Annotated in this window: 26 protein-coding genes; 9 read left to right on the forward strand and 17 right to left on the reverse strand. The window is 68.4% G+C overall.

The window, feature by feature from the left end:
* The first annotated feature begins 12 nt into the window (after positions 1-12).
* Complete coding sequence (locus tag A5756_RS19085) at positions 13-693, forward strand: class I SAM-dependent methyltransferase (protein WP_066955805.1); 681 nt, start codon at positions 13-15, stop codon at positions 691-693.
* On the opposite strand, the gene egtE is transcribed toward A5756_RS19085, so the two are convergent.
* The 9 genes from egtE to A5756_RS19125 form a co-directional block, all read right to left on the reverse strand.
* On the reverse strand, positions 690-1,835 hold the full coding sequence (egtE, locus tag A5756_RS19090) for an ergothioneine biosynthesis PLP-dependent enzyme EgtE (RefSeq protein WP_066955808.1): 1,146 nt from the start codon (positions 1,833-1,835) through the stop codon (positions 690-692). The genes A5756_RS19085 and egtE overlap by 4 nt on opposite strands.
* Positions 1,832-2,797: an L-histidine N(alpha)-methyltransferase gene (gene egtD / locus A5756_RS19095; RefSeq protein ID WP_066955811.1), complete on the reverse strand. Its 966-nt coding sequence runs from the start codon at positions 2,795-2,797 to the stop codon at positions 1,832-1,834. The genes egtE and egtD overlap by 4 nt, the downstream gene beginning before the upstream one ends.
* A complete protein-coding gene (egtC, locus tag A5756_RS19100; RefSeq protein ID WP_066955814.1) occupies positions 2,794-3,507 on the reverse strand; it encodes an ergothioneine biosynthesis protein EgtC in 714 nt (237 codons plus the stop codon). Before egtC ends, egtD begins: the two co-directional genes overlap by 4 nt.
* A complete protein-coding gene (gene egtB / locus A5756_RS19105; RefSeq protein WP_066956040.1) occupies positions 3,507-4,802 on the reverse strand; it encodes an ergothioneine biosynthesis protein EgtB in 1,296 nt (431 codons plus the stop codon). Before egtB ends, egtC begins: the two co-directional genes overlap by 1 nt.
* Positions 4,803-4,870: 68 nt before the next feature.
* Positions 4,871-6,154, reverse strand: coding sequence for an ergothioneine biosynthesis glutamate--cysteine ligase EgtA (egtA, locus tag A5756_RS19110; RefSeq protein ID WP_066955817.1), 1,284 nt, complete (start codon positions 6,152-6,154; stop codon positions 4,871-4,873).
* A gap of 166 nt (positions 6,155-6,320) precedes the next feature.
* Entirely contained in the window at positions 6,321-6,968 is a 648-nt protein-coding gene (locus A5756_RS19115) for a sensor domain-containing protein (protein WP_156659669.1), read from the reverse strand.
* 38 nt (positions 6,969-7,006) lie between these two features.
* The gene (locus tag A5756_RS19120; protein ID WP_066955823.1) at positions 7,007-8,455 is read right to left on the reverse strand and encodes a catalase; all 1,449 of its coding nucleotides are present in this window, start codon (positions 8,453-8,455) and stop codon (positions 7,007-7,009) included.
* 118 nt (positions 8,456-8,573) lie between these two features.
* Positions 8,574-9,038, reverse strand: coding sequence for a hypothetical protein (locus A5756_RS25565; RefSeq protein ID WP_082948015.1), 465 nt, complete (start codon positions 9,036-9,038; stop codon positions 8,574-8,576).
* A gap of 157 nt (positions 9,039-9,195) precedes the next feature.
* A complete protein-coding gene (locus tag A5756_RS19125; RefSeq protein WP_066955826.1) occupies positions 9,196-9,573 on the reverse strand; it encodes a hypothetical protein in 378 nt (125 codons plus the stop codon).
* 255 nt (positions 9,574-9,828) lie between these two features.
* Here A5756_RS19125 and A5756_RS19130 point away from each other — a divergent pair, with 255 nt between their 5' ends.
* Positions 9,829-11,337 (forward strand): sensor domain-containing protein, encoded by a 1,509-nt coding sequence (locus tag A5756_RS19130; protein ID WP_066955829.1) that lies wholly within the window; start codon positions 9,829-9,831, stop codon positions 11,335-11,337.
* Between the two features lie 14 nt (positions 11,338-11,351).
* Here the strand turns inward: A5756_RS19130 and A5756_RS19135 are convergent, their stop codons facing one another.
* The 4 genes from A5756_RS19135 to A5756_RS19150 all read right to left on the reverse strand — a co-directional run bounded on the left by A5756_RS19135 (position 11,352) and on the right by A5756_RS19150 (position 16,602).
* Positions 11,352-13,055, reverse strand: coding sequence for an NAD-binding protein (locus A5756_RS19135; protein ID WP_232005362.1), 1,704 nt, complete (start codon positions 13,053-13,055; stop codon positions 11,352-11,354).
* Positions 13,056-13,151: 96 nt separating this feature from the next.
* Complete coding sequence (locus A5756_RS19140) at positions 13,152-14,294, reverse strand: DUF4185 domain-containing protein (protein ID WP_066955832.1); 1,143 nt, start codon at positions 14,292-14,294, stop codon at positions 13,152-13,154.
* Between the two features lie 7 nt (positions 14,295-14,301).
* Complete coding sequence (locus A5756_RS19145) at positions 14,302-15,336, reverse strand: aspartate-semialdehyde dehydrogenase (protein WP_066955835.1); 1,035 nt, start codon at positions 15,334-15,336, stop codon at positions 14,302-14,304.
* Complete coding sequence (locus A5756_RS19150; RefSeq protein ID WP_066955838.1) at positions 15,337-16,602, reverse strand: aspartate kinase; 1,266 nt, start codon at positions 16,600-16,602, stop codon at positions 15,337-15,339. It abuts the gene before it with no gap.
* Positions 16,603-16,832: 230 nt separating this feature from the next.
* Here A5756_RS19150 and leuA point away from each other — a divergent pair, with 230 nt between their 5' ends.
* The gene (gene leuA / locus A5756_RS19155; RefSeq protein WP_197505799.1) at positions 16,833-18,674 is read left to right on the forward strand and encodes a 2-isopropylmalate synthase; all 1,842 of its coding nucleotides are present in this window, start codon (positions 16,833-16,835) and stop codon (positions 18,672-18,674) included.
* Between the two features lie 270 nt (positions 18,675-18,944).
* Here leuA and A5756_RS26290 read toward each other — a convergent pair whose 3' ends face one another.
* Entirely contained in the window at positions 18,945-19,100 is a 156-nt protein-coding gene (locus A5756_RS26290) for a DUF6131 family protein (protein WP_197503757.1), read from the reverse strand.
* Between the two features lie 119 nt (positions 19,101-19,219).
* Between A5756_RS26290 and A5756_RS19160 the strand changes: the two genes are divergently transcribed.
* Positions 19,220-19,894: a response regulator transcription factor gene (locus tag A5756_RS19160; RefSeq protein ID WP_066955844.1), complete on the forward strand. Its 675-nt coding sequence runs from the start codon at positions 19,220-19,222 to the stop codon at positions 19,892-19,894.
* Between the two features lie 6 nt (positions 19,895-19,900).
* On the opposite strand, the gene A5756_RS19165 is transcribed toward A5756_RS19160, so the two are convergent.
* Complete coding sequence (locus A5756_RS19165) at positions 19,901-20,893, reverse strand: DEDDh family exonuclease (RefSeq protein ID WP_066955847.1); 993 nt, start codon at positions 20,891-20,893, stop codon at positions 19,901-19,903.
* 159 nt (positions 20,894-21,052) lie between these two features.
* On the opposite strand from A5756_RS19165, the gene A5756_RS19170 reads away from it, so the two are divergent.
* Genes A5756_RS19170 through A5756_RS19180 form a run of 3 tightly spaced genes read left to right on the forward strand, consistent with a single transcriptional unit; the run spans position 21,053 to position 23,421 of the window.
* Positions 21,053-22,282, forward strand: coding sequence for a Mur ligase family protein (locus A5756_RS19170; protein ID WP_066955851.1), 1,230 nt, complete (start codon positions 21,053-21,055; stop codon positions 22,280-22,282).
* Positions 22,275-22,982, forward strand: coding sequence for a type 1 glutamine amidotransferase (locus tag A5756_RS19175; protein ID WP_066955862.1), 708 nt, complete (start codon positions 22,275-22,277; stop codon positions 22,980-22,982). Before A5756_RS19170 ends, A5756_RS19175 begins: the two co-directional genes overlap by 8 nt.
* A gap of 1 nt (position 22,983) precedes the next feature.
* Positions 22,984-23,421: a hypothetical protein gene (locus A5756_RS19180; protein WP_082948017.1), complete on the forward strand. Its 438-nt coding sequence runs from the start codon at positions 22,984-22,986 to the stop codon at positions 23,419-23,421.
* A gap of 6 nt (positions 23,422-23,427) precedes the next feature.
* Here the strand turns inward: A5756_RS19180 and recR are convergent, their stop codons facing one another.
* Positions 23,428-24,039, reverse strand: coding sequence for a recombination mediator RecR (gene recR / locus A5756_RS19185; RefSeq protein ID WP_066955865.1), 612 nt, complete (start codon positions 24,037-24,039; stop codon positions 23,428-23,430).
* 10 nt (positions 24,040-24,049) lie between these two features.
* On the reverse strand, positions 24,050-24,397 hold the full coding sequence (locus A5756_RS19190) for a YbaB/EbfC family nucleoid-associated protein (protein ID WP_066955869.1): 348 nt from the start codon (positions 24,395-24,397) through the stop codon (positions 24,050-24,052).
* A gap of 98 nt (positions 24,398-24,495) precedes the next feature.
* Between A5756_RS19190 and A5756_RS19195 the strand changes: the two genes are divergently transcribed.
* Positions 24,496-25,269, forward strand: a complete 774-nt coding sequence (locus tag A5756_RS19195) for an Rv3717 family N-acetylmuramoyl-L-alanine amidase (protein WP_082948018.1) — start codon at positions 24,496-24,498, stop codon at positions 25,267-25,269.
* A gap of 551 nt (positions 25,270-25,820) precedes the next feature.
* A complete protein-coding gene (locus A5756_RS19200) occupies positions 25,821-26,114 on the forward strand; it encodes a hypothetical protein (protein WP_066955872.1) in 294 nt (97 codons plus the stop codon).
* Positions 26,115-26,125: the final 11 nt, after the last annotated feature.

A 26,125-nucleotide genomic window follows, 5' to 3' on the forward strand; every position in this document is an offset into this window, starting at 1 on the left:
ACGTTGAAAACCATGACGGGCGATCACGTTATGGACTGGGACAGCGCATACCGCGAACGGGCGCACTTCGAGGGTCCGCCGCCGTGGAATATCGGTGAGCCGCAACCCGAACTGGCCGCACTGGGCGCGGCCGGGAAATTCCGCAGCGATGTGCTCGACGCCGGCTGCGGGGTCGCCGAACTGTCGTTGGCGCTGGCAGCCCAGGGCTACACGGTTGTCGGTGTCGACCTCACGCCGACGGCCGTCGCGGCGGCCACCACGGCGGCCCAGGAGCGCGGCTTGACCACGGCCAGCTTCGTGCAGGCCGACATCACGTCGTTCAGTGGTTATGACGGCCGGTTTTCCACCGTCGTCGATTCCACGCTGTTTCACTCGCTGCCGGTCGAGGGCCGCGACGGCTACCTGAGCTCCATCCACCGCGCGGCGGCGCCGGGCGCCACCCTGTTCGTGCTGGTGTTCGCCAAGGGCGCCTTCCCAGCCGAGATGGAACCGAAGCCCAACGAGGTCGACGAGGACGAACTGCGCGCCGCGGTGAGCAAGTACTGGGAAGTCGACGAGATCCGGCCGGCCTTCATCCTGTCCAACGTCGTCGAAATCCCCAACGCGCCCTTCGAATTTCCGCCGCACGATCGCGATGACAAAGGCCGGATGAAGATGCCGGCCTACCTGCTGACGGCGCACAAAGCGGGCTAAGACGTCGCCGCCGTCGCGGCGATCAGCGCCTCGGCGAAGGTCTGCAGGTCCTCGGCCGTGGTGTCGACATGCGGCGAGATGCGCAGCACCGGACCGGCCAGCCGCAGGGGAGCCCGCTGCACGCCGACGAAGGTGGTCAGGATCCGCCGCTCGGCGAGCAGCCACGCCCGCACCGCTTGGGCATCGGCGCCGTCGACCGGGGCAAGGGTGGTGATGGCGCTGGGCTCGTCGACCTCCTCGACCACCGCCCACCCGGCCACGTCGGCCAGCACCCGGCGGCTGGTGGCGCCCAACTCGGCCAGCCGCGCGCGCACGGCCCGTGGCCCGTACGCCAAGTGCTCCCCCAACGCCAGCGAAAAGCCCACGCGCGCTGCGACATTGGCTTCGCCGAATTCGAGTTGCTGGGCGACAGTGCACGAGCCCGCGAGCCAGTCCGGCGGCGCCAGACGCGGACGCAGGCCCTCCATCAACTCACGTCGCACCGCGAGCGCGCCGACACCGCGCGGCCCCGCGATCCACTTGCGCGACGACGCATAGGTCACGTCGGCGCCGACCGCGCAGTCCACCTGGCCCAGCGCCTGGGCGGCGTCGACGACGAGCGGCAGGCCCAACTCGCGGCAGAGTTGCGCGATCATCGACAGCGGTTGCACCACACCGCTGTGGCTGCCGACCGCCGTGAGGTGGACCAGATCGGGCGGGTCGGCCTCGAGCGCCAGCGCCGCGTCGTCGAGCGCGACCCGCCCATCGTCGAGCGTCGGCAGCAACTGACGGTCGAAGCCGTGGGCGGCGAAGAGCGCCAAATTGGGGCCGTATTCACCGGGCAGGCACGCCAGCGTGCGGCGGTCGGCGGGCCAGCCGCCGAGCAGCAGATCCAGCGCGTTCAGGGAACCGGTGGTGAACACCACCTCGGCGTCGGGCACGCCGGCCAGTGCGGCGAACGCCACCCGCCCGGCGTCCAGCGCGGGTGCGGCCGCCTCGGCCGCGACATAACCGCCGATTTCGGACTCGTTGCGCGCGTGCAGGGCGGCGGCCTCGATCACCGTAAGGCTCTGCCGCGAACACGCCGCACTGTCCAGGTGCAGCCCGGCCACGGGCGGGCGGGCCGCCCGCCAGCGGTCCGCAAGCGAACCGCCGGCCGTCACTTGACGGCCAACGACAACCCGAAATCACCCGCGGCGTCCGTCCAGAACCGGGTGCGGCGCAGTCCCACGCGGGCCAATTCGGCGCTCACCCCGTCGGGGCGGAACTTGCACGACACCTCGGTGAGCATCTCCTCGTCGGCCGCGAAATCGACGGTCAGGTCGAGCGCGTCGACGCGGACCCGCTGGGCACGGCTGGCGCGCAACCACATTTCGATGCGTTCCTCGTCGGCGTTCCAGCGGGCCACGTGCTCGAAGGCCTCGACGTCGAAATCGGCGTCGAGTTGCCGGTTGATCACCGCCAGCACATTGCGATTGAACGCCGCGGTCACCCCGGTCGAGTCGTCGTAGGCGCGCACCAGCCGGCCGGTGTCCTTGATCAGGTCCGTGCCCAGCAGCAGGCTGTCGCCCGGGCGCATCTGGGCGGACAGGCTCGACAGGAACGCCGTGCGCGGTCCGGGCGTCAGGTTGCCGATCGTCGACCCCAGGAACACGAACAGGCGCCGCCCGCCGGTTGGGATCTCGGTCAGGTGTTCCTCGAAATCGCCGCATACGGCGTTGATTTCGACGCCGGCATATTCCTGCTGAATCGCCGCCGCGGCCGTCGACAGTATGCCTGCGTCGACGTCGAAGGGGACGAATCTGCGCAACGATCCGCGTTCACGCAGCGCGTCGAGCAGCAGCCGGGTCTTCTCCGACGTCCCGCTGCCCAACTCCACCAGGGTGTCGGCCTCGCTGGCCGCCGCAACCTCGGCCGACCGCGCGCGCAGGATCTCGGCCTCCGCGCGGGTCGGGTAGTACTCGGGCAACCGGGTGATCTGATCGAAAAGGTGGCTGCCCAGCGAATCGTAGAACCACTTGGGCGGCAATGACTTCGGCGTCCGCTGCAGGCCGTCGAACACATCTCGGCGCAGCGCCTGATCCGCAGAGTCGGCGGCCAGGTGGTTGGACAAAGTCAGCGTCATCGATAACCTTCCGAGTGATCCAGCGGGGTCAGCGCGACGCCCGTCGCGGTGACCTCGACGAGGTGGCGGTCCGGCACGTCCTCCCAGCCGGGGTCGTTGTCGTAGGGCTCGCTGGCCAGAACAATGCCGTCCGCGCGGCGCAAGATGGACAACGTGTCGCCCCAGGTGGTGGCGAGCAGGCGAGAGCCGTTTGCCGCCAATATGTTCAGCCGGGCGTCCGGGTCGGCTGCCGCGATCTCGGTGATGGTCGGGCCGAGCGCGTCGAGGCCCCGCTCAAAGATGGCGGCCGCGAGTAGTGCACTGTCGCAGACGGATTCGGCCTGCGAACTCATGGGTAACGCGGCGCGGTCCACCACGCCGTTGTGCGACAACATCCATTGACCGTCGGTGAACGGCGCCGTAGCGCTGACATCGATCGGCATGCCGACCGTCGCCGAGCGGACCGCGGCAACCACGCAGCGGCTGCGCAGCGCCGGTGCGACGGAGTCGAACGACGTGTCGCCCCACAGTGGCGCGTGGCTACGCCAGCGGCGGGGCACTTGCCGTCCAGAAGAGTCGTCGAAAAAGCCGACGCCCCAACCGTCGGCGTTGAGCAGGCCGTGCTTCTGCCGACGCGGGGCATACGACTGCACCCGCAGGCCGTACTGCGGGTCCAGCAGCAGCGAGGAGACGGTGACGTCGGCCCCAAGCCAGCCGAGGTGACGGCACATCAGGTGAAATCCTCGACGTCCCAAGCCAACCGGACGCCAGAAAAGATCTGGCGCCGGATCGGGTGGTCCCAGTTGCGGAAGCTCGGCCGCAGGATTGCGGGCTCTACGGCCCACGAGCCGCCGCGCAGGACCCGGTAGTCCTGAAGAAAGAACGGCTGCGAGTAGCGCTCGTAGATCATCGGAAGGAATCCCGGCCAGGGCCGCAGCGGCGAACTGGTCCACTCCCACACGTCGCCGAGCATCTGTTCCGCCCCGTACGCCGAGGCGCCGGCGGGGTAGGCCCCGACTGGTGCCGGACGCAACGACGTTCCGCCCAGGTTGGCGAGGGCATCGGAGGGCGGCTGCGCTCCCCACGGGTAGCGACGGCGACTGTCGGTGGCCGGATCCCAGGCGCAGGCCTTCTCCCATTCCATCTCGGTGGGCAGCCGCGCGCCGGCCCAGGCTGCGTATGCCTCGGCCTCGAAGTAGCAAACGTGCTGCACCGGTTCGTCGGCAGGGATGTCTTCGACGTGGCCGAACCGGGTGCGCGTTCGTGCGTCGGGGCTCCAGAACTGTGGCGCTGTCAGACCCGCGCGCTGGCGATGCTCCCAGCCGCGCTCGGACCACCAGCGAGGTTGGAGGTAGCCGCCGTCTTCCATGAAGCGCCGCCATTCGCCGTTGGTGACCGGCACCCGGCCGATCCGGAACGCGGGCAGCTCGACGACGTGGGCGGGACGCTCGTTGTCCAACGAATACGGTTCGCTCGCGGCGTCCACGCCCAGCACGAACGGACCGGCGGGCACCAGCACGTAGGTGCCGGCCAGCCCGGGGCGGCCGGCCGGCAGCGCCGCCGAGTCGCGCAGCAGCGGAGCGCCGGTGCGCAGGTTCAGCGCCTGCAGCATGGTTTCGTCGTGCTGGTTTTCGTGACTGATCACCAACGCGAACGCGAAGTCGTCACTCTCCTCCGGCAGCGCATCGAGGGCATCAAGGGCAGCGGACCGCACCGTGGCGCAATACGCCCGCGCGCGGTCCGGCGACAGCAGCGGCAGCTCGACCCGGCTCGCGCGGGAGTGGACGAAGGCGTCGTAGAGGCCCTCGATTGCCGGCGGCAACATGCCGGGCCGGCCGGGGTCACCGCCGCGCAGCAGCCAGAACTCCTCTTGCTGACCGATGTGCGCCAGGTCCCACACCAGTGGGCTCATCAGGGGGTCGTACTGCCGATACAGCTCGGCGTCGTCGAACTCGACGAGCCGCAACGTCCGCGTCCGCGCCCGCGCCAGATCATCGGCAAGACTTGCCCGGCATGACGACCGCAAGCGCGGCGCTGGGGGCACCTCCCGCTTGCCGGGGACTCCGCGCAGCGGGTCGGAATCATCGGGAAAGCTCACAGCCCCCCTTGCGAGGATCGCGCCGCCTTGGCAACCGTAGCCGCGATGCCCTGCTGTATCACCTGGTCGGAGAAGTCGTCGCCGGGACATCGGCCCCGCTCGACGGCGTCGACCAGCCGCTGCATCGAATCACCGAGTTCGGGCGGCGCCAGCTGAGCGGCGACGGCCACGCACTTGTTGGCCGCGGCGTACAGCCGCCGGTCACGCAGTCCCGCCTGGGCCGCCGTGTCCCAGGCGGTCGCCACCGGCTCGACCGCTTCGGCCGCGGTGTCCGCCGCGACCGGGTCGTCGAGCAGGGCCACCAGAGTGAACACCACGGCCGGCCAAAAGTCGTCCGGCACGCTGTCGAGATAGCGGATTTCCAGCCACTGCCTCGGGCGCACTGGGGGGAACAGCGTGGTCAGGTGGTATTCCAGGTCGGCGAGGGTGGGGCGGCGACCGCCGAGCAGCACCCGGCCGTCCACCCAGTCGGCGAATGGCACCCAATGCGTGACCGCGGTGGCGTCCGGGGCGTGCACCAGCATCACCGGCGCCTTGAGCGCATAGCGCGCCCAGTCGGTGCCCGGGTCGTCGCCACTGGCGCCCAGGATGGGTCCGCACCGCGCCGAGTCCATCTGGCCCCACACCCACTGCCGGGTGGAGGCCCACCCGGTGAACTCGCCGCGCAGCATCGGGGAGTTCGCCGCCATCGCGATCATGGTGGGCCCGAGTGCGTGCGCCAGCCGCACCCGTTCCGCCCAGCCGGCCCGCGGGCCCGCGTCCAGGTTGACCTGAATGGACGCGGTGGACGTCATCATCGCCGCGCCTGCCTCACCCGAGCGGCTGGTCGCGAAGAACTGCTCCATGGCGCGGTAACGCGCACCCGGGTTGATGCGCTTGGGCGGCCGCAGCGGATCCGCCCCGAGGAACACCAGGCCCAGCCCGCCATCGACGAACGCCGACCGCAGCACGGCCTGGTCGCGCCGCATCGCGTCGATGGCGGCCGCCACCCCTTCGGCGGGCGGGCCGGACAACTCCACCGCACCGCCGGGTTCCACCGTGACCCGGCTGCCTCCCGGCAGCTCGGGCAAGTGCCCCAGAACGTCGGCGATCTCCTGCCAACCGGGCCTGCGATGCGGGTCGGCCGGGTCGTGGCAGTGGGCTTCCAGTTCCAGACCCACACGCCCCAGCGGGGCGTCCACCATGCAACCGTCTGCGATGTAGCGCGCGGCGGTCTTGGAATCGGCCATCTCGGGACTGGCCAGCTCGGAGCCGGCGGTAGTGATAGCGGCAAACGTCATATCACTATCCCTCCGGGCCTGAGCAAGCTCGAACATGCGCCTACGGACCGCTTCCCGACACAGTCGACGGAACGGTAACCGCCACTACTTCATCTAACAGATGGCTCCGACATATTCCCGTTCGCGCCCAATTCCAAGCATGCCCGACCCGGTCCCCGAACCCGGCTCACTGACCCAGCGCGTTCTGCATCGCCCCAGCCAGCACGTTGACCGCCGGCCCGGCGTTGCCAGATTGGCAGACCTTGGCCTGCAACAACACATTTTCACGCAGCCTGGTTTGATTGAAGCACCGCCGATCGGTACCGGCCTCTTGCTTGGTCCAGTTCGCGTCGGCGGCGTCGGGCGGCCCGCCATCGAACGACCACACCTGTGTGACGCCGTTGTCCAGGTGCATCGGGGTGGTCTGGCCCGAGCAGCCCACCGTCCGATCCACCACCCGATGGAAGGCGCGGCCGGCGGCGTCGTTGGTGGCAAACACACCGACGGCCTGCTTCACGAAGTGGGTTTGGTCGGTGGCCGAAGTCTGGGTGACCGCACCGTTGAACGACGCCAAGTCGGGGTCCTCATACACCTCGGGCAAGCCGATGTCGGCCCAGTTGTTGCACACCGGAACGTCCACCCAATCGCCCTGCACCGGTCGGGTGAACACCGACTCCCAGCCCATGGGCCCGCCGACGATGTTGCCGACCGACCCCTTGCCCAGGACCGCGTAATTCACCACCCCCGGGTCCGACGGGTGGGCGGCCGCAACCGGAAGCGCGACCGCTCCGCCGACGGCCAGGCCGATGGTGATGACGGCCGCGCGAACCCGCATGGTCATGAGGCGATCATGCCAGGCACGTGGGCGCGAGGTCAGCCCCCGTTTGCCCGGACGCCCTCTTCGACTTTTTTGCCGAGGTCGGGGTCGACGTTGCGCCAGTACTCGAACACCCGCGACAGCACCGGCTCCTTCACTCCCTTGGAGACGTGCCCAATGATGTTGTGCGCCAGCCGGTCCCGGGCCTCGTCGTCGAGGACGTCGCGGACCATGGTGCCGGCCTGTCCCCAGTCGTCGTCCTCGGCGTGCAGCGTGTAGGCGGCACGGACCATGTCGCCGTCGGCGTGCCAGCGCACCTCGGCGGCGCGGGCCGGGTCGGCGTGCGGGCCGCCGTAGGAGTTGGGCGCATACACGGGGTCGGCGACGTTCGTCATCCGCATCGCGCCGTCCTTTGAATAGCTGTTCACCTCGACTTTCGGCGTGTTGACGGGGATCTGCCGATAGTTGGTCCCCAGCCTGGCGCGGTGCGCGTCGGAGTAGGAGAACCCGCGGGCCTGCAGCATCTTGTCGGGGCTCAGTCCGGTGCCGGGCACGGTGTTGTTCGGCTCGAAGGCCGCCTGCTCGATCTCGGTGTGGTAGTCGATGACGTTGCGGTTCAGCGTCATCTTGCCGACGTCGATCAGCGGGTAGTCGCCGTGCGGCCACACTTTGGTCAGGTCGAACGGGTTGAACCGATAGTTGCGGGCCTCCTCGTAGGGCATGATCTGCATCTTGAGCGTCCAGCTCGGGTGATCCCCGCCCTCGATTGCCTCGTAGAGGTCGCGCTGGTGGTAGTCGCCGTCCTCGCCGGCCAGCCGGTCGGCGTCCTCCTGGGTCAGGAAGTCGATGCCCTGGTCGGTGATGAAGTGGTACTTCACCCAGAAGATTTCGCCGGCGGCGTTGATCCAGCTGTAGGTGTGGCTGCTGTATCCGTTCATGTGCCGCCACGTCTTGGGGATGCCGCGATCACCCATCAGCCAGGTCACCTGATGCGCGGACTCCGGCGAGAGCGTCCAGAAGTCCCATTGCATGTTGTGGTCGCGCAAGTTCGTTGCCTGCATGCGCTTTTGGGACCGAATGAAGTGCTGGAACTTCAGCGGGTCGCGCATGAAGAACACCGGCGTGTTGTTGCCGACCAGGTCGAAATTGCCTTCGCTGGTGTAGAACTTCAGCGCGAAGCCACGCGGGTCGCGCCAGGTGTCCGGGCTGCCGCGCTCGCCCGCGACCGTGGAGAACCTGGCGAGCATGTCCGTTTTCGTGCCGGGTTGGAAGACCGCGGCCCTCGTGTACTTGCTGACGTCGTTGGTGACCTCGAAGGTGCCGAAGCCGCCGCCGCCCTTCGCGTGCGGCTGACGTTCCGGGATGCGCTCCCGGTTGAACTGGGCCATCTGCTCGATCAGGTAATGGTCCTGCAGCAGGATCGGCCCGTCGGGACCGACGGTCAACGACTGGTCGTCGCTGGGCGCAGCGATGCCGGCATCAGTGGTGGTGAAACGCTCCGTCATGTCGCTATCTCCTCGTTTGCTGGGCTTACTCCAGGCTGTGGCGACGAAAATTCTTGCGCGCCAATAACTATTCTCCGTTTCTGGACCAAGGCAAGAAAAACCTCGGCCGGGCCACCCGTCACGGACGCGGCGCCGGCGGGCTGGGTGTCGCGCTCGCCGGCGGCGGCCCGCCAGGACCGCTCAGACCCGGTCCGCCGGGGCCGCCCGGACCGCCGGGGGGCATGGGCACGATCAACCCCGGCCCGCCATCACCCCACGGGCCGCCGGCGGGTGCGGGCCCACCGGACCCCCACGGTCCGGGGCCGTATCCCGGTCCCCACGGCCCGTTGCCCGGCCCAGGGCCACCCGGGCCTCCGCCCGGTTTGAACATCTGGCCGTGGTGATGGTGGCAGTGGTGGTAATGCCCGAAGACGAAGGCACCGGCAAAGAACACGGTGGAGATGATGAAGACGATCCCGGCGACGATGATCACCCACGCCGCAGCCGTGTAGAGCCGCGGCGGTTTCACCCGCTCCGGGGCAGGCGGCGGCGGTGGGGGTGCAGCTGCGGGCGGGGTCGTCGACGGTTCGGGTGTCTCGCTCATTCCTGAATCATGCCCAGCGTCGCGACGGGCATAACAGGTTCGTCCCACAAACTTGCTGTGAATCGAGATCGGGTGGTTAGTTGCCGGTGACGAAACGACACGCAGCCCGGTGCTCTGGCGAGCACCGGGCTGCTGCTTGTTTCAGGAGCGGGTCGGACTACGGCGTCCGGGACGGGGCGACCGACGACGGGATCTGGCTGGGCCCGGGGGCGCCGGGGGTCGCCGACGCGGGTCCGCCCTGCTGGACGCCGGCTTGGCCACCCTGCTGGGCACCCGGGCCACCCGGACCGCCCATGCGGTGCGGATGCATCCACGCCGCGTGGTGCTTGTGGTGGTGGTGATGACCGCCGTGGTGTCCCAGAGCCATTCCGGTGAAGAAAATGACGGAGACGATGAACACAATTCCGGCGACAATGGCAACCCATGCCGCGGCGATAAAGACCCTGGGGGTCTTGTAAAGCGCGGCTGCAGTTGCGGGTGCGGGGGCAGTTGCGGTGGAGGTCCGCGCGGTGGGGGTTTCAGATGTTTCACTCATGAGACAAATGATGAAGGTGTTAACACCAGTCGCGGCTATGCATCACTTAAGTAGCAGCTGTGAGATGAACAGCCATCTTTCCTGGTAGAACCCCTATCCGGCGGACCCGCTGGAACCGTGCGCGCACCGCACGCTCTGGGGCCTCCCAATCGCCCACCTGCCCCACCACCGAAGATTTACGCTGCCTGAAACGCCTCGACAGTGATGTGGCCGCCCGCAGACCGACAAACCGCCGACCCTGCATCAGGAGAAAGCATGACGCTATTCGTCAGTCACTCCAGCCAGGACAAGGCGGCGATCCAGAATCTCCTGAAGGCGTTGCGGGACGCACGTCAGCACGTGTGGGTTGACGAAACGTTGGGCGGCGGTGACGCATGGTGGCGCACCATCCTCGAGCAAATCCGGGGCTGCGACGTGTTCGTCTATGCGCTGTCGAACAACTCGATGGCGTCGAAGCCCTGCCAAGCCGAGTTGCGCTACGCGGAAGCTCTGCGCCGTCCGATCCTTCCCGTCCAGGTGGGCCCGGTCGATTCCATGCGGCTCAGTCCGCTGGCCGAGACTCAAGTCATCGACTACCGAAATCCGAACGTGGACAGCGGTATTCAGTTGATCGAAGCGGTGCACGAATTGAAGGAAAAGCTTGAGCCGCTGCCGTCACCGCTGCCCGAGGAACCGCCGGTGCCCTTCGCCTATCTGATGCGGCTGGGCAATACCCTTGCCGACCCGGAGCTCAGCGCCCGCCAGCAGGCCGAGTTGGTGTCGGAGCTGAAGGTCGGACTGCACGAGGACGGGGCCGATCCGGCTGCGCGCCGTGACATCGCCCGATTGCTGGCCAAGCTGCGCGACCGTCCCGACGTCACCTATCAGGCGCGAAACAACATCGATGCCCTGCTCAAGTCGGTCGACGAAGAACCTTCAACCGAAGCCGCCGCGCCTGTTGCGACGCCCGGCGCGCCGGCGGAACCCGAATCGGGAGCGGTCCCGGCGGCGGGCTCCGACGCCGCGCCCCCGCACGCTCCCAAGGTCGGCAAGCGACACCGGCCGCGCGCCAGGTTGCTCATCGCCGGCGGCGCGGGTTTGGCCGTCCTGATCGCGATTGTCGTCGCCGCGGTGGTGCTCCTTCGGCCCAAGCCGGGTCCCGCCACCCTGTCCCTGGAGTCCATCCTGCTGAGCGACGCGGAGATCAACTCCATCGCGGGCACCTCCAACATGGCGAAAACCCCCGACAACCAAGGCAAGACGTTCAAGGACGTCAGCAAGGCCGTTGACGTGTCGCCGCGGTGGTGCATGGGCGTGCTCTATCCCGGCGCGGACCTGACATATGAAGACAGCGGAGAAAAGGAACTCGACTGGGCGGCGCTGGAGGACTCGGGTGGCTGGGTCCGGGCAGGCGAGGGCAATCATCACTTCGTCGACCAAGCCGTGGCGGCCTTTCCGACCAGAGATCAGGCCCTGGACTTCGTGCGGCGCTCGGCGAACGAATGGGCGGCCTGCGATGGGAAGACGGTGACCGCGACCTACCTCGACAACGGCCGCGCATACACGTGGATCCTGGACAACCTCACCGGGCATGCCCCGCAGATCACTCAGATGTACAGACAACAGGGCGAACGTCCCAGCTACGCGTGCCAGCGGGTGTTGCAGGCGGCGTCCAGTTATGTGATCGACGTCAAGGTGTGCGGAGACCACATCACCGATCAGGGCAGCGTGATCGCCGCGAAAATGGCCGTCAAGGTGCCGAAGTCCGCGGGGCCGAAGTTCTAAGTGGCGGCCGTTTCTCACTTCTGCCGGGTGCGGATCACCTGCAGGCCGGCCGAGGCAAGGAGGGCGGGGATCTCCCGCACGAACACGCGGTCGTAGTCGGCGACCTCGTCGGGCAGGTCCGAGAAGGGCACCAGATACGGGGTCCTCTTGTTTTCGATGTCCTTCTCACCCAAAGACCAGCCGTCGGCGAGGCGCTCGGCTATCCAGCGGTCGTGTTCGGCGACCGCGAGCGTCTCGACCTCGTCGGTGCCGAACACGAATTCCGATGCGTCCCAGTCCCGCAAGGGCGCAAGGTCACAACCGATGTTGCGCAGCTTGACCCCAATGTGGCGCGCCTGCGCGCGGCTGGAATCTTTGCGTGATTCATCGAGCTCGGACCATGGCGGCGCAGGCTTGCCGGACGCGAGTTGTTCGGCGCACCAGCGACGGTGGATCGCATGGGCGATGGCCTCATACGAACCGCCGCGAGTGAGTTCGACCGTGCAGGTTCGTTCGAGGGTCGGGAAGACATCGATGTCGGGTCCGCCGGAGCTGCCGGCCTCGTCGAGGAGGCGGGCAACCCCGCGCGACCGGGCCAGCGCGACGACCAAGGGGACGGCCGCGTCCAGTTCATGCCTCAGCTGCAATGCCAGCTCGACGGATTGCTCGTCGTTGTCGGCGGTCACGTAGGCGCGGGCCAGCGGGGGCGCTCCCGCATCGGCGTGATAGGAGCGCAGCCGGTGGATGTTGCTGACAGCCGCGGGCAGCGTGATGAAGCTGCACACCTGCTCGAGGGCGGGATAGTGGCCGAGGAGCAACTTCACCCGGCGGTCGGCCTGGTTGTCGACGACGGTGACCACCAGCGCGGCGGTGTTGTCGCCGCGGTGGTCATACCAATCCCGGGCCGCGTGGTACACCACCCAGGCGCCCAGCTCATCGAGGCCGGCGATGAGGATGTGCGGGCGGTCGCGCCCGGTGTCGACGGGAAACTCGTCGAGCAGCAATCGCGCGCCGATCTCGTCGGTGTTGAAGAAGTCCAGCGCCGAGGCCGCATCGGCGCGCTCGGCCTCCCGAATCCTCAGCAGCGCGCACAGCTCCGGGTCCCCGATCTGGGCCAGACAGGTCAGCACATTGCCGGAACGACCACCCGCAAGCACGCTGGCAACGGCGACGATCTCGGTGTTGACCGCATCGTTCGGACACAGCGCGAGCAGCCGCGATGCGCGGCGGACGCCGGCCGCCTGCAGGGTTCGTTCCTGCTGAGCATCGCCGACGATCACCGGCACACCCCAGCCGTGGCACAGCTGCATGTTCGGATTTGCCGCGTCCGAGTCGATGACAACCACCCGATCCCCCGCCTCGCGGAGATGGTGCAGAAATGCGCTGCCCACATCTCCCAGCCCGCAGACGACCACGTGACCGCTCATCAGCGGTATCCGCATCTGTTGCACCCGGTCGCGGAACAGCGACGCCAAGCCGCTGAGCCCCGCGAAGCCGGCGACGAGCGGGGCCAGGAAGCGGGCGATATCCAGCGTGACAGGCAGGTGATCGTCGACCGGGGTCGACGCCGTGAACAGCTTGAAGCTCCAGAAGACGATGTCGCTCGGTTCAGGATGATGCTTCCACAACTGCCAGAACCCGATATTGCCCAGAACGAGCGCCGCGACGCCCACCCCGGCGAGCACGTGCCAGCGGTAGTCGGCCAATAACAGTGCGAGCGATCGCAGAGAATTCGGCACAGAGCGCCGAGCACCACGACCGCCATTCACGCCAATATCGTTTCACCGCTGGTCAGCGGTGTCTGGCATATTGCCGCGGCGGTGGGCGACTTCTCGCTAGCCCGGCTTGAACGGGTTGACGGCGAACTGGATCACCCGATACGGCGCGGCCACGCGCGCGCGTGTGTCCCACTGGCTGACGAAGATTCGCAGCTCGTCGAGCGTCGAGCCGGGCGAGATGTAGCCGCCGTACGGTTGCGCGAGCCGGTTGTCGTAGGGCGGCGGCAGGCTTTCCGCCGGCTCCGGCCACTCGTCGTGCTGCACCACCGTGGTCACCGGCGCATCGCCCAGCGACGTCGGATCGTCGGCCACGCGGACCTCCATGTTGCCGGTTACCGCGTTGAAGTACGACAACACGGCCTTCCCATCGATTTGGCGCACGCACATCTCGCCCGCCGCGTCCGGCCACAGCGGGGTGGGGACCTTCCCCCAGCCGCCGTTGGGTCCGGCAGCCCAGCCCTGCCAACGCGACCGGTCGGTAAACGTTTGCGGGGTGGCCCGATAGAGCACGACGGGATCCCTGCGGGTGAAGCTGTCGGCCACGATGTACACCCAGCCGGTGGGCGAGTCCGGCGTCGGGATCGGGTCGTAGTAGCCGCTGATCTGTGTCTGCGAGCCGCCCTGGTATGACGCCGTTCGCCGCGACCCGGCGATGGTCTGCCACCCAGCCCGTGCGGGCTCGGCAGTGACGAGCCGGGAGCTCTGTGGCTCCAGGTTTTTCGTCGTCGTCACCATCATGTAGTTGCGCCGATTGATCTGCACCACGCCCGCGGGCAGCTGCGAGGTGCCCGGCGGGGCGGGATCGGCCAGCAGCGGTTTGCTGACCCCGGTCACGCCGGTGTAGCGCACGCCCGCCGGGTCGTCGACGGAGGCGGTGTCCACGTGCAGCGCCACCGGCGCGTACCAGCCGCCGAACCCGACGCCTTGGCCGGCGAAGCTGTCGCCGCAGACCTGCAGCAGCTCGGTGGGGAACTCGACGAACTCACAGAGGTCGGTCGCGCCGATGCCGTAGTCGCCGGTCGGGGTGCCGGTGCCGGCCGTAGGGCCGAGCCGCAGCACCTGGCCGGGCGCCAGCGGCTGCACGATTGGTTCGGGGACCGGCGCCGGCGGGTCGGCCTGCGCGGCCCAAAACCATTGCGGCGCAAACAGGATCAGTGCAAGCGAGCACCCCGAGACCAGTCGGGCGTGGGCGGTGCTCACCCGCCTATTACAGCTGGGCGGCCAGCAGCTCGGCAATCTGGATGGTGTTCAGCGCGGCCCCCTTGCGCAGGTTGTCTCCCGAAACGAACAGGGCGAGGCCGCGCCCGTCGGGGACACCCGGGTCTTGCCGGATGCGGCCGACCAGCGATTCGTCGACGCCCGCCGCCGCCAACGGGGTCGGCACGTCGACGACCTTGACGCCGGGCGCACCGTCGAGCAGCGCCCGGGCACGCTCCGGCGACAGTGGCCGGGCGAATTCGGCGTTCATCGACAACGAGTGCCCGGTGAATACCGGCACCCGCACGCAGGTCCCGCTGACCGCCAGGTCGGGGATGCCGAGGATCTTGCGGCTCTCGTGCCGCAGCTTCTGGTCCTCGTCGGTCTCCCCGGAGCCGTCGTCGACCAGGGACCCGGCCAACGGCACCACGTTGAAGGCGATCGGCGCGACGTAGGTCTTGGGCGCCGGAAACTCCACCGCGGAACCGTCGTGCACCAACTGCTCGGCGTCGTCGATGACGGCGCGCGCCTGAGTCGCCAGCTCCTCGACGCCGGCAAGCCCGCTGCCCGACACCGCCTGATAGCTCGAGACCACCAGGCGGGTCAGCCCGGCCTCGTCGTGCAGCACCTTGAGTACCGGCATCGCAGCCATCGTGGTGCAGTTCGGGTTGGCGATGATGCCTTTGGGTCTGCGGTGCGCGTCCCGCTCGAAGTTCACCTCGGACACCACCAGCGGCACGTCGGGATCCTTGCGCCACGCCGACGAGTTGTCGATCACCGTCACCCCGGCCGCGGCGAACCGCGGCGCCTGCACCAGCGACATCGTCTTGCCGGCGGAGAACAGCGCGATGTCCAGCCCGCGCGGGTCGGCGGTCGCGGCGTCCTCGACCTCGATCTCCTGGCCGCGAAACTCCAGCTTGCGCCCCTGCGAGCGGGACGACGCGAAGAACCGCACCGACGTGGCGGGGAAGTCCCGCTCGTCGAGCAACCTGCGCATCACCTGGCCCACCTGCCCGGTGGCGCCCACTACACCTATGGAAACCATTTACCTGCCCGTCCCCGCGTACACCGTCGCCGACTCGTCGCCGCCGAGCCCGAACGCCTCGTGCAACGCCACGACGGCCTTATCTAGTTCGGTGTCGCGGCACAGCACGGAGATGCGGATCTCGGAGGTGGAGATCAGCTCGATGTTGACGCCCACCTCCGCCAGGGCCTCGCAGAAGGTCGCGGTGACGCCGGGATGGCTGCGCATGCCCGCGCCGATCAGCGACACCTTGCCGATGTGGTCGTCGTAGAGCAGCTGGGTGAACCCGATCTCGTCCTTGAGCGAATCCAGCTTCGCCACCGCCGTCGGCCCGCTGTCCCGCGAGCAGGTGAAGGTGATGTCGGTCTTGCCGTCCTCGACCTTGGAGACGTTCTGCAACACCATGTCGATGTTCACGTCGGCGTCCGCGACGGCCCGGAACACCCGGGACGCATAGCCGGGGATGTCGGGGATGCCGACGATGGTCACCTTGGCCTCGCTGCGATCGTGCGCGACTCCGGTCAGGATGGGGTCTTCCATGGCTATGTCCTTGATCGATCCGACGACGACGGTGCCCGGCTTGTCCGAGTACGACGAGCGGACGTGCACCGGAATGTTGTAGCGGCGGGCGTATTCCACACAGCGCAGCATCAGCACCTTCGCGCCGCAGGCCGCCATTTCGAGCATTTCCTCGAAGGTCACCTTGTCCAGCCGGCGCGCGTTGTGCACGATGCGCGGGTCGGCGGTGAAGATGCCGTCCACGTCGGTGTAGATCTCGCAGACGTCGGCGTGCAGCGCGGCGGCCAGCGCCACCGCGGTGGTGTCCGAGCCGCCGCGGCCGAGCGTGGTGACGTCGCGGGTGTCCTGGCTGACACCTTGGAAGCCGGCGACCAGCACGATGCGCCCCTCATCGAGCGCGGCCTGCAGCCGCCCCGGGGTGACCTCGATGATCTTCGCGTTGCCGTGGGTGCCGGTGGTGATGACGCCGGCCTGCGAACCGGTGAACGAGCGCGCCTGCGCTCCCAGCGACTCGATCGCCATGGCCACCAGAGCGTTGGAGATGCGCTCGCCGGCGGTCAGCAACATGTCGAGTTCGCGCGGCGGCGGGGCAGGGCACACCTGCTGGGCCAGGTCCATCAGGTCGTCGGTGGTGTCGCCCATGGCCGAAACCACCACGACGACGTCGTTCCCCTGCTTTTTAGTCGCGACGATGCGCTCGGCGACACGACGGATCCGATCGGCGTCGGCCACCGAGGATCCGCCGTACTTTTGCACGACGAGCGCCACTACTTTTCCCGCCCTTCCCGCACGATTTAAGCCCACAACAGAATACGTGGCTGCGCATAACGGTTTACGCAGCGTTGCTAAGCACCACAGCCTGCGGTTTTGAGCGAGTTTTAGCGCAATTTTCTCCGCGACGCCAATCGCGGTAGAGTTCTCCTCGTGCAGCGGGTGCTCCTCCTCGGACGCCGCGACGGGGTCTGATCCAGACCGGCTTCCCGTCGCGGGTGTTCGCGATGCGCCGGTCTGAGGTTCCTTCTGACACCCCCGGAGCAACTACCGTGACTTCCAATCCCGACGCCTATACGTCAACACGTTCGATCGTCAAACCCGCGGGCCCGCCGGGGCCCGGCCAGCCCGCATGGAACCCCCAGCGCGGTTCGGCGATGCCGGTCAACCGGTACCGGTCCTTCGCCGAGGAAGTCGAGCCGATCCGGCTCCCCGGCCGCACCTGGCCCGACCGCGTCATCGACCGTGCCCCGCTGTGGTGCGCGGTGGACCTGCGCGACGGCAATCAGGCGCTGATCGACCCGATGAGCCCCACCCGCAAGCGCCGCATGTTCGATCTGCTGGTTCGCATGGGCTACAAGGAGATCGAGGTCGGCTTCCCGTCGGCCAGTCAAACCGACTTCGACTTCGTCCGCGAGATCATCACCGAAGGCGCCATCCCCGACGACGTCACCATCCAGGTGCTGACCCAGTGCCGTCCCGAACTCATCGAACGCACCTTCATCGCATGCGAGGGCGCGCCGCGGGCCATCGTGCACTTTTACAATTCCACGTCAATCCTGCAGCGCCGCGTGGTTTTTCGCGCCGACCGGGCCGCGGTACAGGCCATCGCCACCGACGGTGCCCGCAAGTGCGTCGAGGAGGCAGCCAAATACCCTGGCACACAATGGCGTTTCGAATACTCGCCGGAGTCCTACACCGGGACCGAGCTGGAGTACGCGAGGCAGGTGTGTGACGCCGTCGGCGAGATCATCGCGCCGACGCCGGACAACCCGATCATCTTCAACCTGCCCGCCACGGTGGAGATGGCCACTCCCAACGTCTACGCCGATTCGATCGAGTGGATGAGCCGCAACCTGGCCAACCGGGAGTCGGTCATCCTGAGCCTGCACCCGCACAACGACCGCGGAACAGCCGTCGCCGCAGCCGAATTGGGCTTCGCCGCCGGCGCCGACCGGATCGAGGGCTGCCTGTTCGGCAACGGCGAGCGCACCGGCAACGTATGCCTGGTGACGCTGGGGCTGAACCTGTTCTCCCGCGGCGTGGACCCCCAGATCGACTTCTCCAACATCGACGAGATCCGTCGCACGGTGGAGTACTGCAATCAGCTGCCGGTGCCCGAGCGTCACCCCTACGGCGGGGACCTGGTCTACACCGCGTTCTCCGGCAGCCACCAGGACGCGATCAACAAGGGCCTGGACCAGATGAAGATCGATGCCGACGCCGCCGACGCCGACGTCGAGGACATCCCCTGGCAGGTGCCGTACCTGCCGATCGACCCCAAGGACGTCGGCCGCACCTACGAAGCGGTGATCCGGGTCAACTCGCAATCCGGCAAGGGCGGCGTGGCCTACATCATGAAGTCCGACCACGGCCTCGCGCTGCCGCGGCGGCTGCAGATCGAGTTCTCCCAGGCAATCCAGAAGATCACCGAGGGTGAGGGCGGCGAGGTCTCCCCGAAGGAGATGTGGGACGCGTTCTACGAGGAGTACCTGGCCCCGGTCTGGCCGCTGGAGCGGATCAAGCAGCGGGTCGAGGCATCGGAGGAAGACAGCGGCACCACCACGATCGCCGCGACCGTGAAGGTCAACGGGACCGAGACCGAGATCAGCGGCGCCGGCAACGGCCCCCTGGCGGCGTTCGTGCACGCGCTGGGCGACGTGGGATTCGACGTCGCGGTCCTCGACTACTCCGAGCACGCGATGAGCGCCGGCGACGACGCGCAGGCCGCCGCGTACGTGGAGGCGTCGGTCAACGGCCGCACGGTGTGGGGCGTCGGCATCGCGCCGTCGATCACCACCGCGTCGCTGCGCGCTGTCGTGTCGGCGGTCAACCGCGCGTCGCGCTAGGGCCGATCGCAAGCGCGGTGCTGACGCCGGGCGCAGCGGGTCGGCCCACAGCCCCGGGCCGATCGCAAGCGCGGTGCTGACGCCGGGCGCAGCGGGTCGGCCCACAGCCCCGGGCCGATCGCAAGCGCGGCGCTAACGCCGGGCGCGGCGGGTCGGCCCCAAAGCCCTAGGCGGGCCCCGCCGCCACAGCGCTGTGGCGGAAGGGCCCGTCAATGGCCTCGCGTGTCGCCGCCGGCCTAGGGTCGCGAAGCCGGTTAACGCTTTCGCCGTTCAGAAATAGTGTCGGCGGCCGGCGACGGGGCGTCCGACGTTGCCCAGGACCGCCAGGATCGCGCCGATGACCAACAGGATGATCCCGATCGTCCACAGGATCGAGATCTTGAGCAGGAATCCTGCGACCAGCAGGACGATGCCGAGAATGATCATGATGAGCCTTCCCCTCCGGATGCGTGACTACCTCGTGCGGCCGGTTGCCCGGCACCGACTTCAGTCGACCACCCCTAAGGGGGGTACCAATACACCCCTAGGTAGGTAATCTTCCCGGCATGACGCGATCGTCACGTGCCAGCGCGCCGATCACCGTCGCGCTCGTCGACGACTATGACGTCGTCGTGAAGGGCGTCGCCAACATGTTGGACCCCTACCGGGACCGCGTCGTCATTGCGGAACTGGACTCCACCATGCCCGTCGACGACGCCGTCGACATCGTGCTGTACGACTCATTCGCCCAACCCGAATCCGATCAAGAGGAGATCGGAGTTCTGACGGCGAACCCCCGAGCACGCCGGGTTGTCGTCTACACCTGGAACTTTCACCCCGACCTCGTCGAGAGTGCACGGCGGCATGGCGCTCAGGGATATTTGTCCAAGACCCTGCCGGCCCGGGAACTGGTAGCCGCATTGGAGGCGGTGCATTCGGGCGAGGTGGTTATCAGCCCGGTGACCGGGCGACCGCGCAGCGCTCCCGGGCTGGACTGGCCGGGCCGTAACGAAGGGCTCAGCGACCGGGAAGCGGAGATCCTGGCGCTGATCACCCAGGGTAAGAGCAATGCCGACGTGGCACGGTTGACCTACCTAAGTCCCAACACGGTGAAGTCGTACATCCGCACGATCTATCGCAAAATCGGCGTGGGCAGTCGGACCCAGGCCGTGCTGTGGGGTGTGGATCACGGGTTCACACCTGACCATCACCGCATCGAACACTGGCGCGGTGGCCCCTGACCGAGCTCAGAACAGCGCGAGCTGCTGGTCGAGCGCGGTGGTGTCGGTGAACTCCTCCATGCTGGTGCCGCCCACGACGGCGCGGATGGAGTCCATGAACTGCGTGTCGGAAATCACCGGGATCCCCAGCTGCCGAGCCAGGTAGCCCTTGCCCTGGTCCGGGGCGGGATCGTTGCACACCACCAGCGACGTCTCCCCGTCGACGGTGTCGCTGTAGGCCAGCCCGGCATGCAGGATCCGCTCCACGAGTTCCTCGTGGGTGCGCCCGACCTCGGCCGCCAGGGCAACCCGCATGCCCTGCACCAGCGGCCTGCCACCCACGTAGTGGCCGGGATTCAGGTACGGGCAGGGCATCCGCGAGGCCAGCACCTTCAACGGGCGCAGCTCGTCATGGGTGACGCGGCCGTTCGGCCAGCGGCGGCGGGTGACCGGATGCACCGGCAGCCAGATGTCACGTTGGCGCGCGCGCTCGAGGGCCGACGCCAGCACACCGGTCAGCACCATTGCGTCGTCGAAGGCGTCGTGCGGCCGTTCCTGGGTCACGCCCCAGTGCGCCGCGAGGGTCTCCAACCGCAGGTTGTCGGTGCCGAGATCCAGCCGCCGGGCCAGCTCGACCGTGCACATGACGGCGTCGATGGGTAGTTCGGCCTCGGCGAGCTCGGCTTCCGCGGTCAGGAACGCATAGTCGAACGCGACATTGTGGGCAACCAGCGTGCGGCCGTCCAGCACCTTGACCACGTCATCGACGATGTCGGCGAACTGCGGTTGGTCTTCCAGCATGGCGGTGGTCAGGCCGTGCACGTGGGTGGGACCGGGATCGACCCCGGGGTTCAGCAGGCTGACCACCGATTGCTCGACGCGCCCGTCGTCGTCGAGGCCCAGCACCGCCAGGCTGATGACCCGTGCCTGACCCGGGCGAAAACCCGAGGTCTCAACGTCGATGACAGCCCAGCCCCCGTCCGGCTCGCTGGCCGGTCGCCCCCACGACACCCGGTTCATGAGTTGAGGATGGCACGTCCGGCCGACAACGCCTGGTCGCTGCGCTGCCGTGTCGGCACGGAATTCGATGCGGGCGACCCGCCGCACCCGACACCAGCGCCGCGCTTGCGATCGCCCGGGATTCGATGCGGGCGGCGGCCCGCCTCTAAACTCACCCGCGTGGTCACCACCCGTGCACGTCTCGCCCTCGCGGCGGGAGCGAGCGCGCGCTGGGCATCCCGGGTGACCGGGCGCGGCGCCGGGGCGATGATCGGCGGCCTGATCGCGATGACCCTGGACCGCTCGGTGCTCCGTCAGCTCGCGGCCGGGCGGCGCACCGTCATCGTCACCGGCACCAACGGCAAGTCGACCACCACCCGGATGACCGCCGCCGCGCTGGCCACGCTGGGACCGGTGGCCACCAACGCCGAGGGCGCCAACATGGACGCCGGCCTGGTGGCCGCGTTGGCCGCGCGCCGCGAGGCGACCCTGGCGGCCCTGGAAGTCGACGAGATGCACGTGCCGCACGTCTCCGATGCCGTCGAGCCGGCCGTCGTCGTGCTGCTCAACCTGTCGCGCGACCAGTTGGACCGCGTCGGCGAGATCAACGTCATCGAACGCACGCTGCGGGCCGGGCTGGCCAGGCACCCGACGGCGGTCGTCGTGGCCAACTGCGACGACGTGCTGATGACGTCGGCGGCCTACGACAGCCCGAACGTGGTGTGGGTGGCCGCGGGGGGCTCGTGGGCGAACGACTCGGTCAGCTGCCCACGCAGCGGCGAGGTCATCGTCCGCGAGAAGGGCCACTGGTATTCCACCGGCGCAGACTTCAAGCGGCCCAGCCCGCAGTGGTGGTTCGACGACGAGACGCTGTACGGGCCCGACGGGCTGGCGCTGCCGATGCGGTTGGCGCTGCCGGGTGCGGTCAATCGGGGCAACGCCGCCCAGGCCGTGGCCGCCGCCGTCGCGCTGGGCGCGGATCCTTCGAAGGCGGTGGCGGCCGTGTCGGGCGTCGACGAGGTCGCCGGCCGCTATCGGACCGTCCGCGTCGGCGACCACGAGGTGCGGATCCTGCTGGCCAAGAACCCGGCCGGCTGGCAGGAGGCGCTGTCCATGGTGGACAAGCAGGCGGCCGGGGTGGTCATCTCGGTCAACGGGCAGGTCCCCGACGGCGAGGACCTGTCCTGGCTGTGGGACGTGCGCTTCGAGCATTTCGAGCACACCGCCGTGGTGGCCGCCGGGGAACGGGGCACCGACCTCGCGGTGCGCCTCGGCTACGCGGGCGTCGACCACACCCTGGTGCACGACACCGTGGCCGCCATCGCGTCCTGCCCGCCGGGGCGGGTCGAGGTCGTCGCCAACTACACCGCGTTCCTCCAGCTGCAACGGGCGTTGGCGCGCCATGGCTGACTCGACCGTGCGGATCGGGCTGGTGTTGCCCGACGTGATGGGCACCTACGGCGACGGCGGCAACGCGCTGGTGCTGCGCCAGCGGCTGCGACTGCGGGGCATCGCCGCGGAGGTCATCGAGATCACGCTCGCCGACCCGGTGCCGGACTCGCTGGACCTCTACACCCTGGGCGGCGCCGAGGACTACGCGCAGCGGTTGGCCACCAGGCACCTGGTCAAGCACCCCGGGCTGCAGCGCGCCGCGGAGCGGGGCGCGCCCGTGCTGGCGATCTGCGCCGCGGTCCAGGTGCTGGGGCGGTGGTATGAGACGTCGGCAGGGGAACGGGTCGACGGCGTGGGCCTGCTCGACGCGACCACCTCGCCGCAGGACGCCCGCACCATCGGCGAACTGATCACCAAGCCGCTGCTGCCCGGGCTGACCCAGCGGCTCACCGGATTCGAGAACCACCGGGGCGGCACCGTCCTGGGCCCCGCCGCGTCGCCGCTGGGCGCTGTGGTCAAGGGCGCGGGCAACCGGGCGGGCGACGGCTTCGACGGCGCGGTGCAGGGCAGCGTCGTCGCCACCTACATGCACGGGCCGTGCCTGGCGCGCAACCCGGAGCTGGCCGACCTGCTGCTGAGCAAGGTGGTGGGTGAGCTGGCGCCGTTGGACCTGCCCGAGGTGGAGTTGTTGCGCCGGGAGCGGTTAGGGGCGCGCTGACGTGCGGAATGACATCGCGAGAAGCAGCCGGCCGGGGTTGGCGGGCGGCGGCGCCCTGCTGGTCGCGGCCGCATTGATTGCGCCGGCGCCGGCGCACGCCACCCCGGAGGTGCCGAGCGGTCGTTACACCGTGCTCTATACCGACAGCGACAAATCGACCATGTGGCTTTTCGCCCCCTGCGGGTCGGACTGCACGCTGGCGACCTCGCAGGACGGCGGGACGTTCGTCATCAGCTGGGAGTTCGACCTCGTGAACGGACGCTGGACCCACAGCGGGGCGACGCAGGCGCCGTGCGCGAACGGAACATCGGTCCCGGCAACCGTCGACTACAGCTTCGACGCCGTGTCGCTTGCCGGTGAGGGCACGACGACCACGTCCGACGGGTGCGGCGGTCCAGGCTCGACGGTCACTCGGCCGTTCCGATTGACCAAAACCTGAGCGACGTCAGACCATCGCCCGGCGGCCGACCAGCGCGCGGCCCAGCGTCAGTTCGTCGGCGAACTCCAGGTCTCCGCCCATCGGCAGCCCCGACGCGATCCGCGTCACCGTCAGCCCCGGGATGTCGCGCAACATCCGCACCAGGTAGGTGGCCGTCGCCTCCCCCTCGGTGTTCGGGTCGGTGGCGATGATCACCTCGGTGATGTCGACGTCGTCGACCCGCTCACCGATCCGGCTCAGCAGCTCGCGGATCCGCAGCTGATCGGGCCCCACCCCCGACAATGGATCCAGCGCGCCGCCCAGCACGTGATACCGGCCGCGGAATTCGCGGGTGCGCTCGACCGCCTGGACGTCCTTCGGCTCCTCGACCACGCATACCAACGAGCCGTCCCGCCGGGGATCCGAGCAGATGCGGCAGCGCTCGTTGTCGGAGACGTTGCCGCACACCGCGCAGAACCGCACGCCGTCGCGGACCTTCCCCAGCGCCGCGGTCAGCCGGTCGATGTCCGGCGGTTCGACGGACAGCAGGTGGAAGGCGATGCGCTGAGCGCTCTTGGGCCCGATGCCCGGCAGCTTGCCGAGCTCGTCGATCAGATCCTGGACGGGTCCTTCAAACATGTCGGAAGGTCTAGAGCCCCGGCGCCGGGGCCGGAGGCTGGCCCGGGGGTGGGCCGCCGAAACCGCCGGCCAGCGCGCCCAGCCGCTCCTGCGCCATGCGGGTGACCTGCTTCGACGCGTCACCCATGGCCCCGACGATCAAGTCCTGCAGCGTCTCGACGTCCCCGGGGTCGACGACCTTGGGATCGATCTGCACCGCGACCACCTCGCCACTGCCTTTGACGGTCACCCTGACCAAGCCTCCGCCGGCCTGCCCGTGCACCTCGGCATTCGCCAGCTGTTGCTGGGCTTCCATCAACTTCTGCTGCATCTCCTGCGCCTGGGCCAGCAGCGCCGACATGTCGCCTCCGGGTTGCATGACAGTCCCCTCGCATCTTGGTCTCGAGTTGGTTTCGCCTGCGTGTGTCCGGCGATTCGAAACACTCAGCGTAGACCGCGCGACGCTACCTTTGCGCCGTGGACCTACGAGTGAGCAGGCGTGTCGGCATCAGGTTGGTCATCGGCGCGCTGGTTACCGCTTCGGTCGCGATCACCCCGACCGCCGCCCCGCCGGCATGGGGGGTCCCCTCCAACATCGCCGGCATGGTGGTGTTCATCGATCCCGGCCACAACGGCTCCAACGACGCGTCCATCGGCCGCCAGGTGCCGACGGGCCGCGGGGGCACCAAGGACTGCCAGGCGAGCGGGACGTCGACCAACAGCGGCTACCAGGAACACACCTTCACCTGGGACACCGCGCTGCGGGTTCGCGCGGAGTTGAACGCCCTCGGCGTCCGGACCGCCATGGCGCGCGGCAACGACACCGGGCTGGGGCCGTGCGTCGACGAGCGCGCCAACATGGCCAATGCGTTGCACCCCAATGCGGTCCTGAGCATCCACGCCGACGGCGGCCCGGCATCGGGCCGCGGATTCCACGTCAACTATTCGGCCCCCCCGCTCAACCAGGTGCAGGCCGGACCGTCCGTGCAGTACGCCCGGATCATGCGCGACCAGATGCAGGCCTCGGGTATCCCGCCGGCCAACTACATCGGCCAGAACGGGCTGTATGGACGCTCGGACCTCGCCGGGCTGAACCTGGCGCAGTACCCGTCGATCCTGGTCGAATGCGGCAACATGAAAAACCCCGCGGACTCGGCGCAGATGGAGTCGGCAGAGGGCAGGCAGAAGTACGCCGACGCGATGGTCCGCGGCGTCGCGGGTTTCCTCGCCTCGCAGGGCCAGGCGCGCTAGGCGCACACCGCCCGCACTAGGCCTCTCCGCCGGCCGTGCGACCACTCGCGGCTGAACGCACAGCTAACACCTAGGTCGCTTCGAAGAATTTGCCTCAACCCGGCGCGCTCAGCGGTGACCTTCTGTATGGTTTGTTGCACACACGTCGACTTGCGGTGTGGGAGAGCGCATGATCAACCCGTCGACAACGACAACGACAACTAGTTCGCCTCGGCCGGCGACAACCGGCGCGGGACAACTTCTTCCGGGCCTCCGCCCAAGACGCAGCCGAATGCCGGGCGACCGGGATCGCAGCCATTCGCGCTGCATCTTCGCGGCGCGCCACGACGAAGCGACGGCGGCCGGGCCAATCCGGTCGTCCATTCCCACGCCTTCGAGCCGGGCGAAGTCGGATGGGGATTGAGGACCCCGACCTTCCCCTGCCGAGGCGACAATCAAATGTCTGGCCTCCGCGAAACTCTGGCCACTCGGGTACCAAATGCCGATCGCGCTCATTGGCGAATATCGGGACTCTGGGTAATCCAGATTTGCTTAGTCCGGTAATCAGCAAAGTGCAGCAAGGGCCGGAACCACCCAGCGCCGATTTCTTCGAGGTGGGCGGCCGAATTTTCCCGCGGACGACCGATTATTCGATCGTCGAACCGAACGTTGATTATGTCTTTGCGCTGGTGGACCGGGCGATTTCGGACCATCAGCCCGGACATCGATCAATTGGAATGCGCACCGCTATGCCGTCCGGCATCGGGCGTTTCCCGCCGCAACCAATTGTCGAAGATGCGTTGACTCGACCAGGCGGTCTCAACGACCACTCCGAATTCAAGCGCGCTTACCGCCCCGCCGGATAAGAAGAGGTGAA

The organism is Mycobacterium sp. 852002-53434_SCH5985345, assembly GCF_001667155.1.
In the GTDB taxonomy this organism is placed as follows: domain Bacteria; phylum Actinomycetota; class Actinomycetes; order Mycobacteriales; family Mycobacteriaceae; genus Mycobacterium.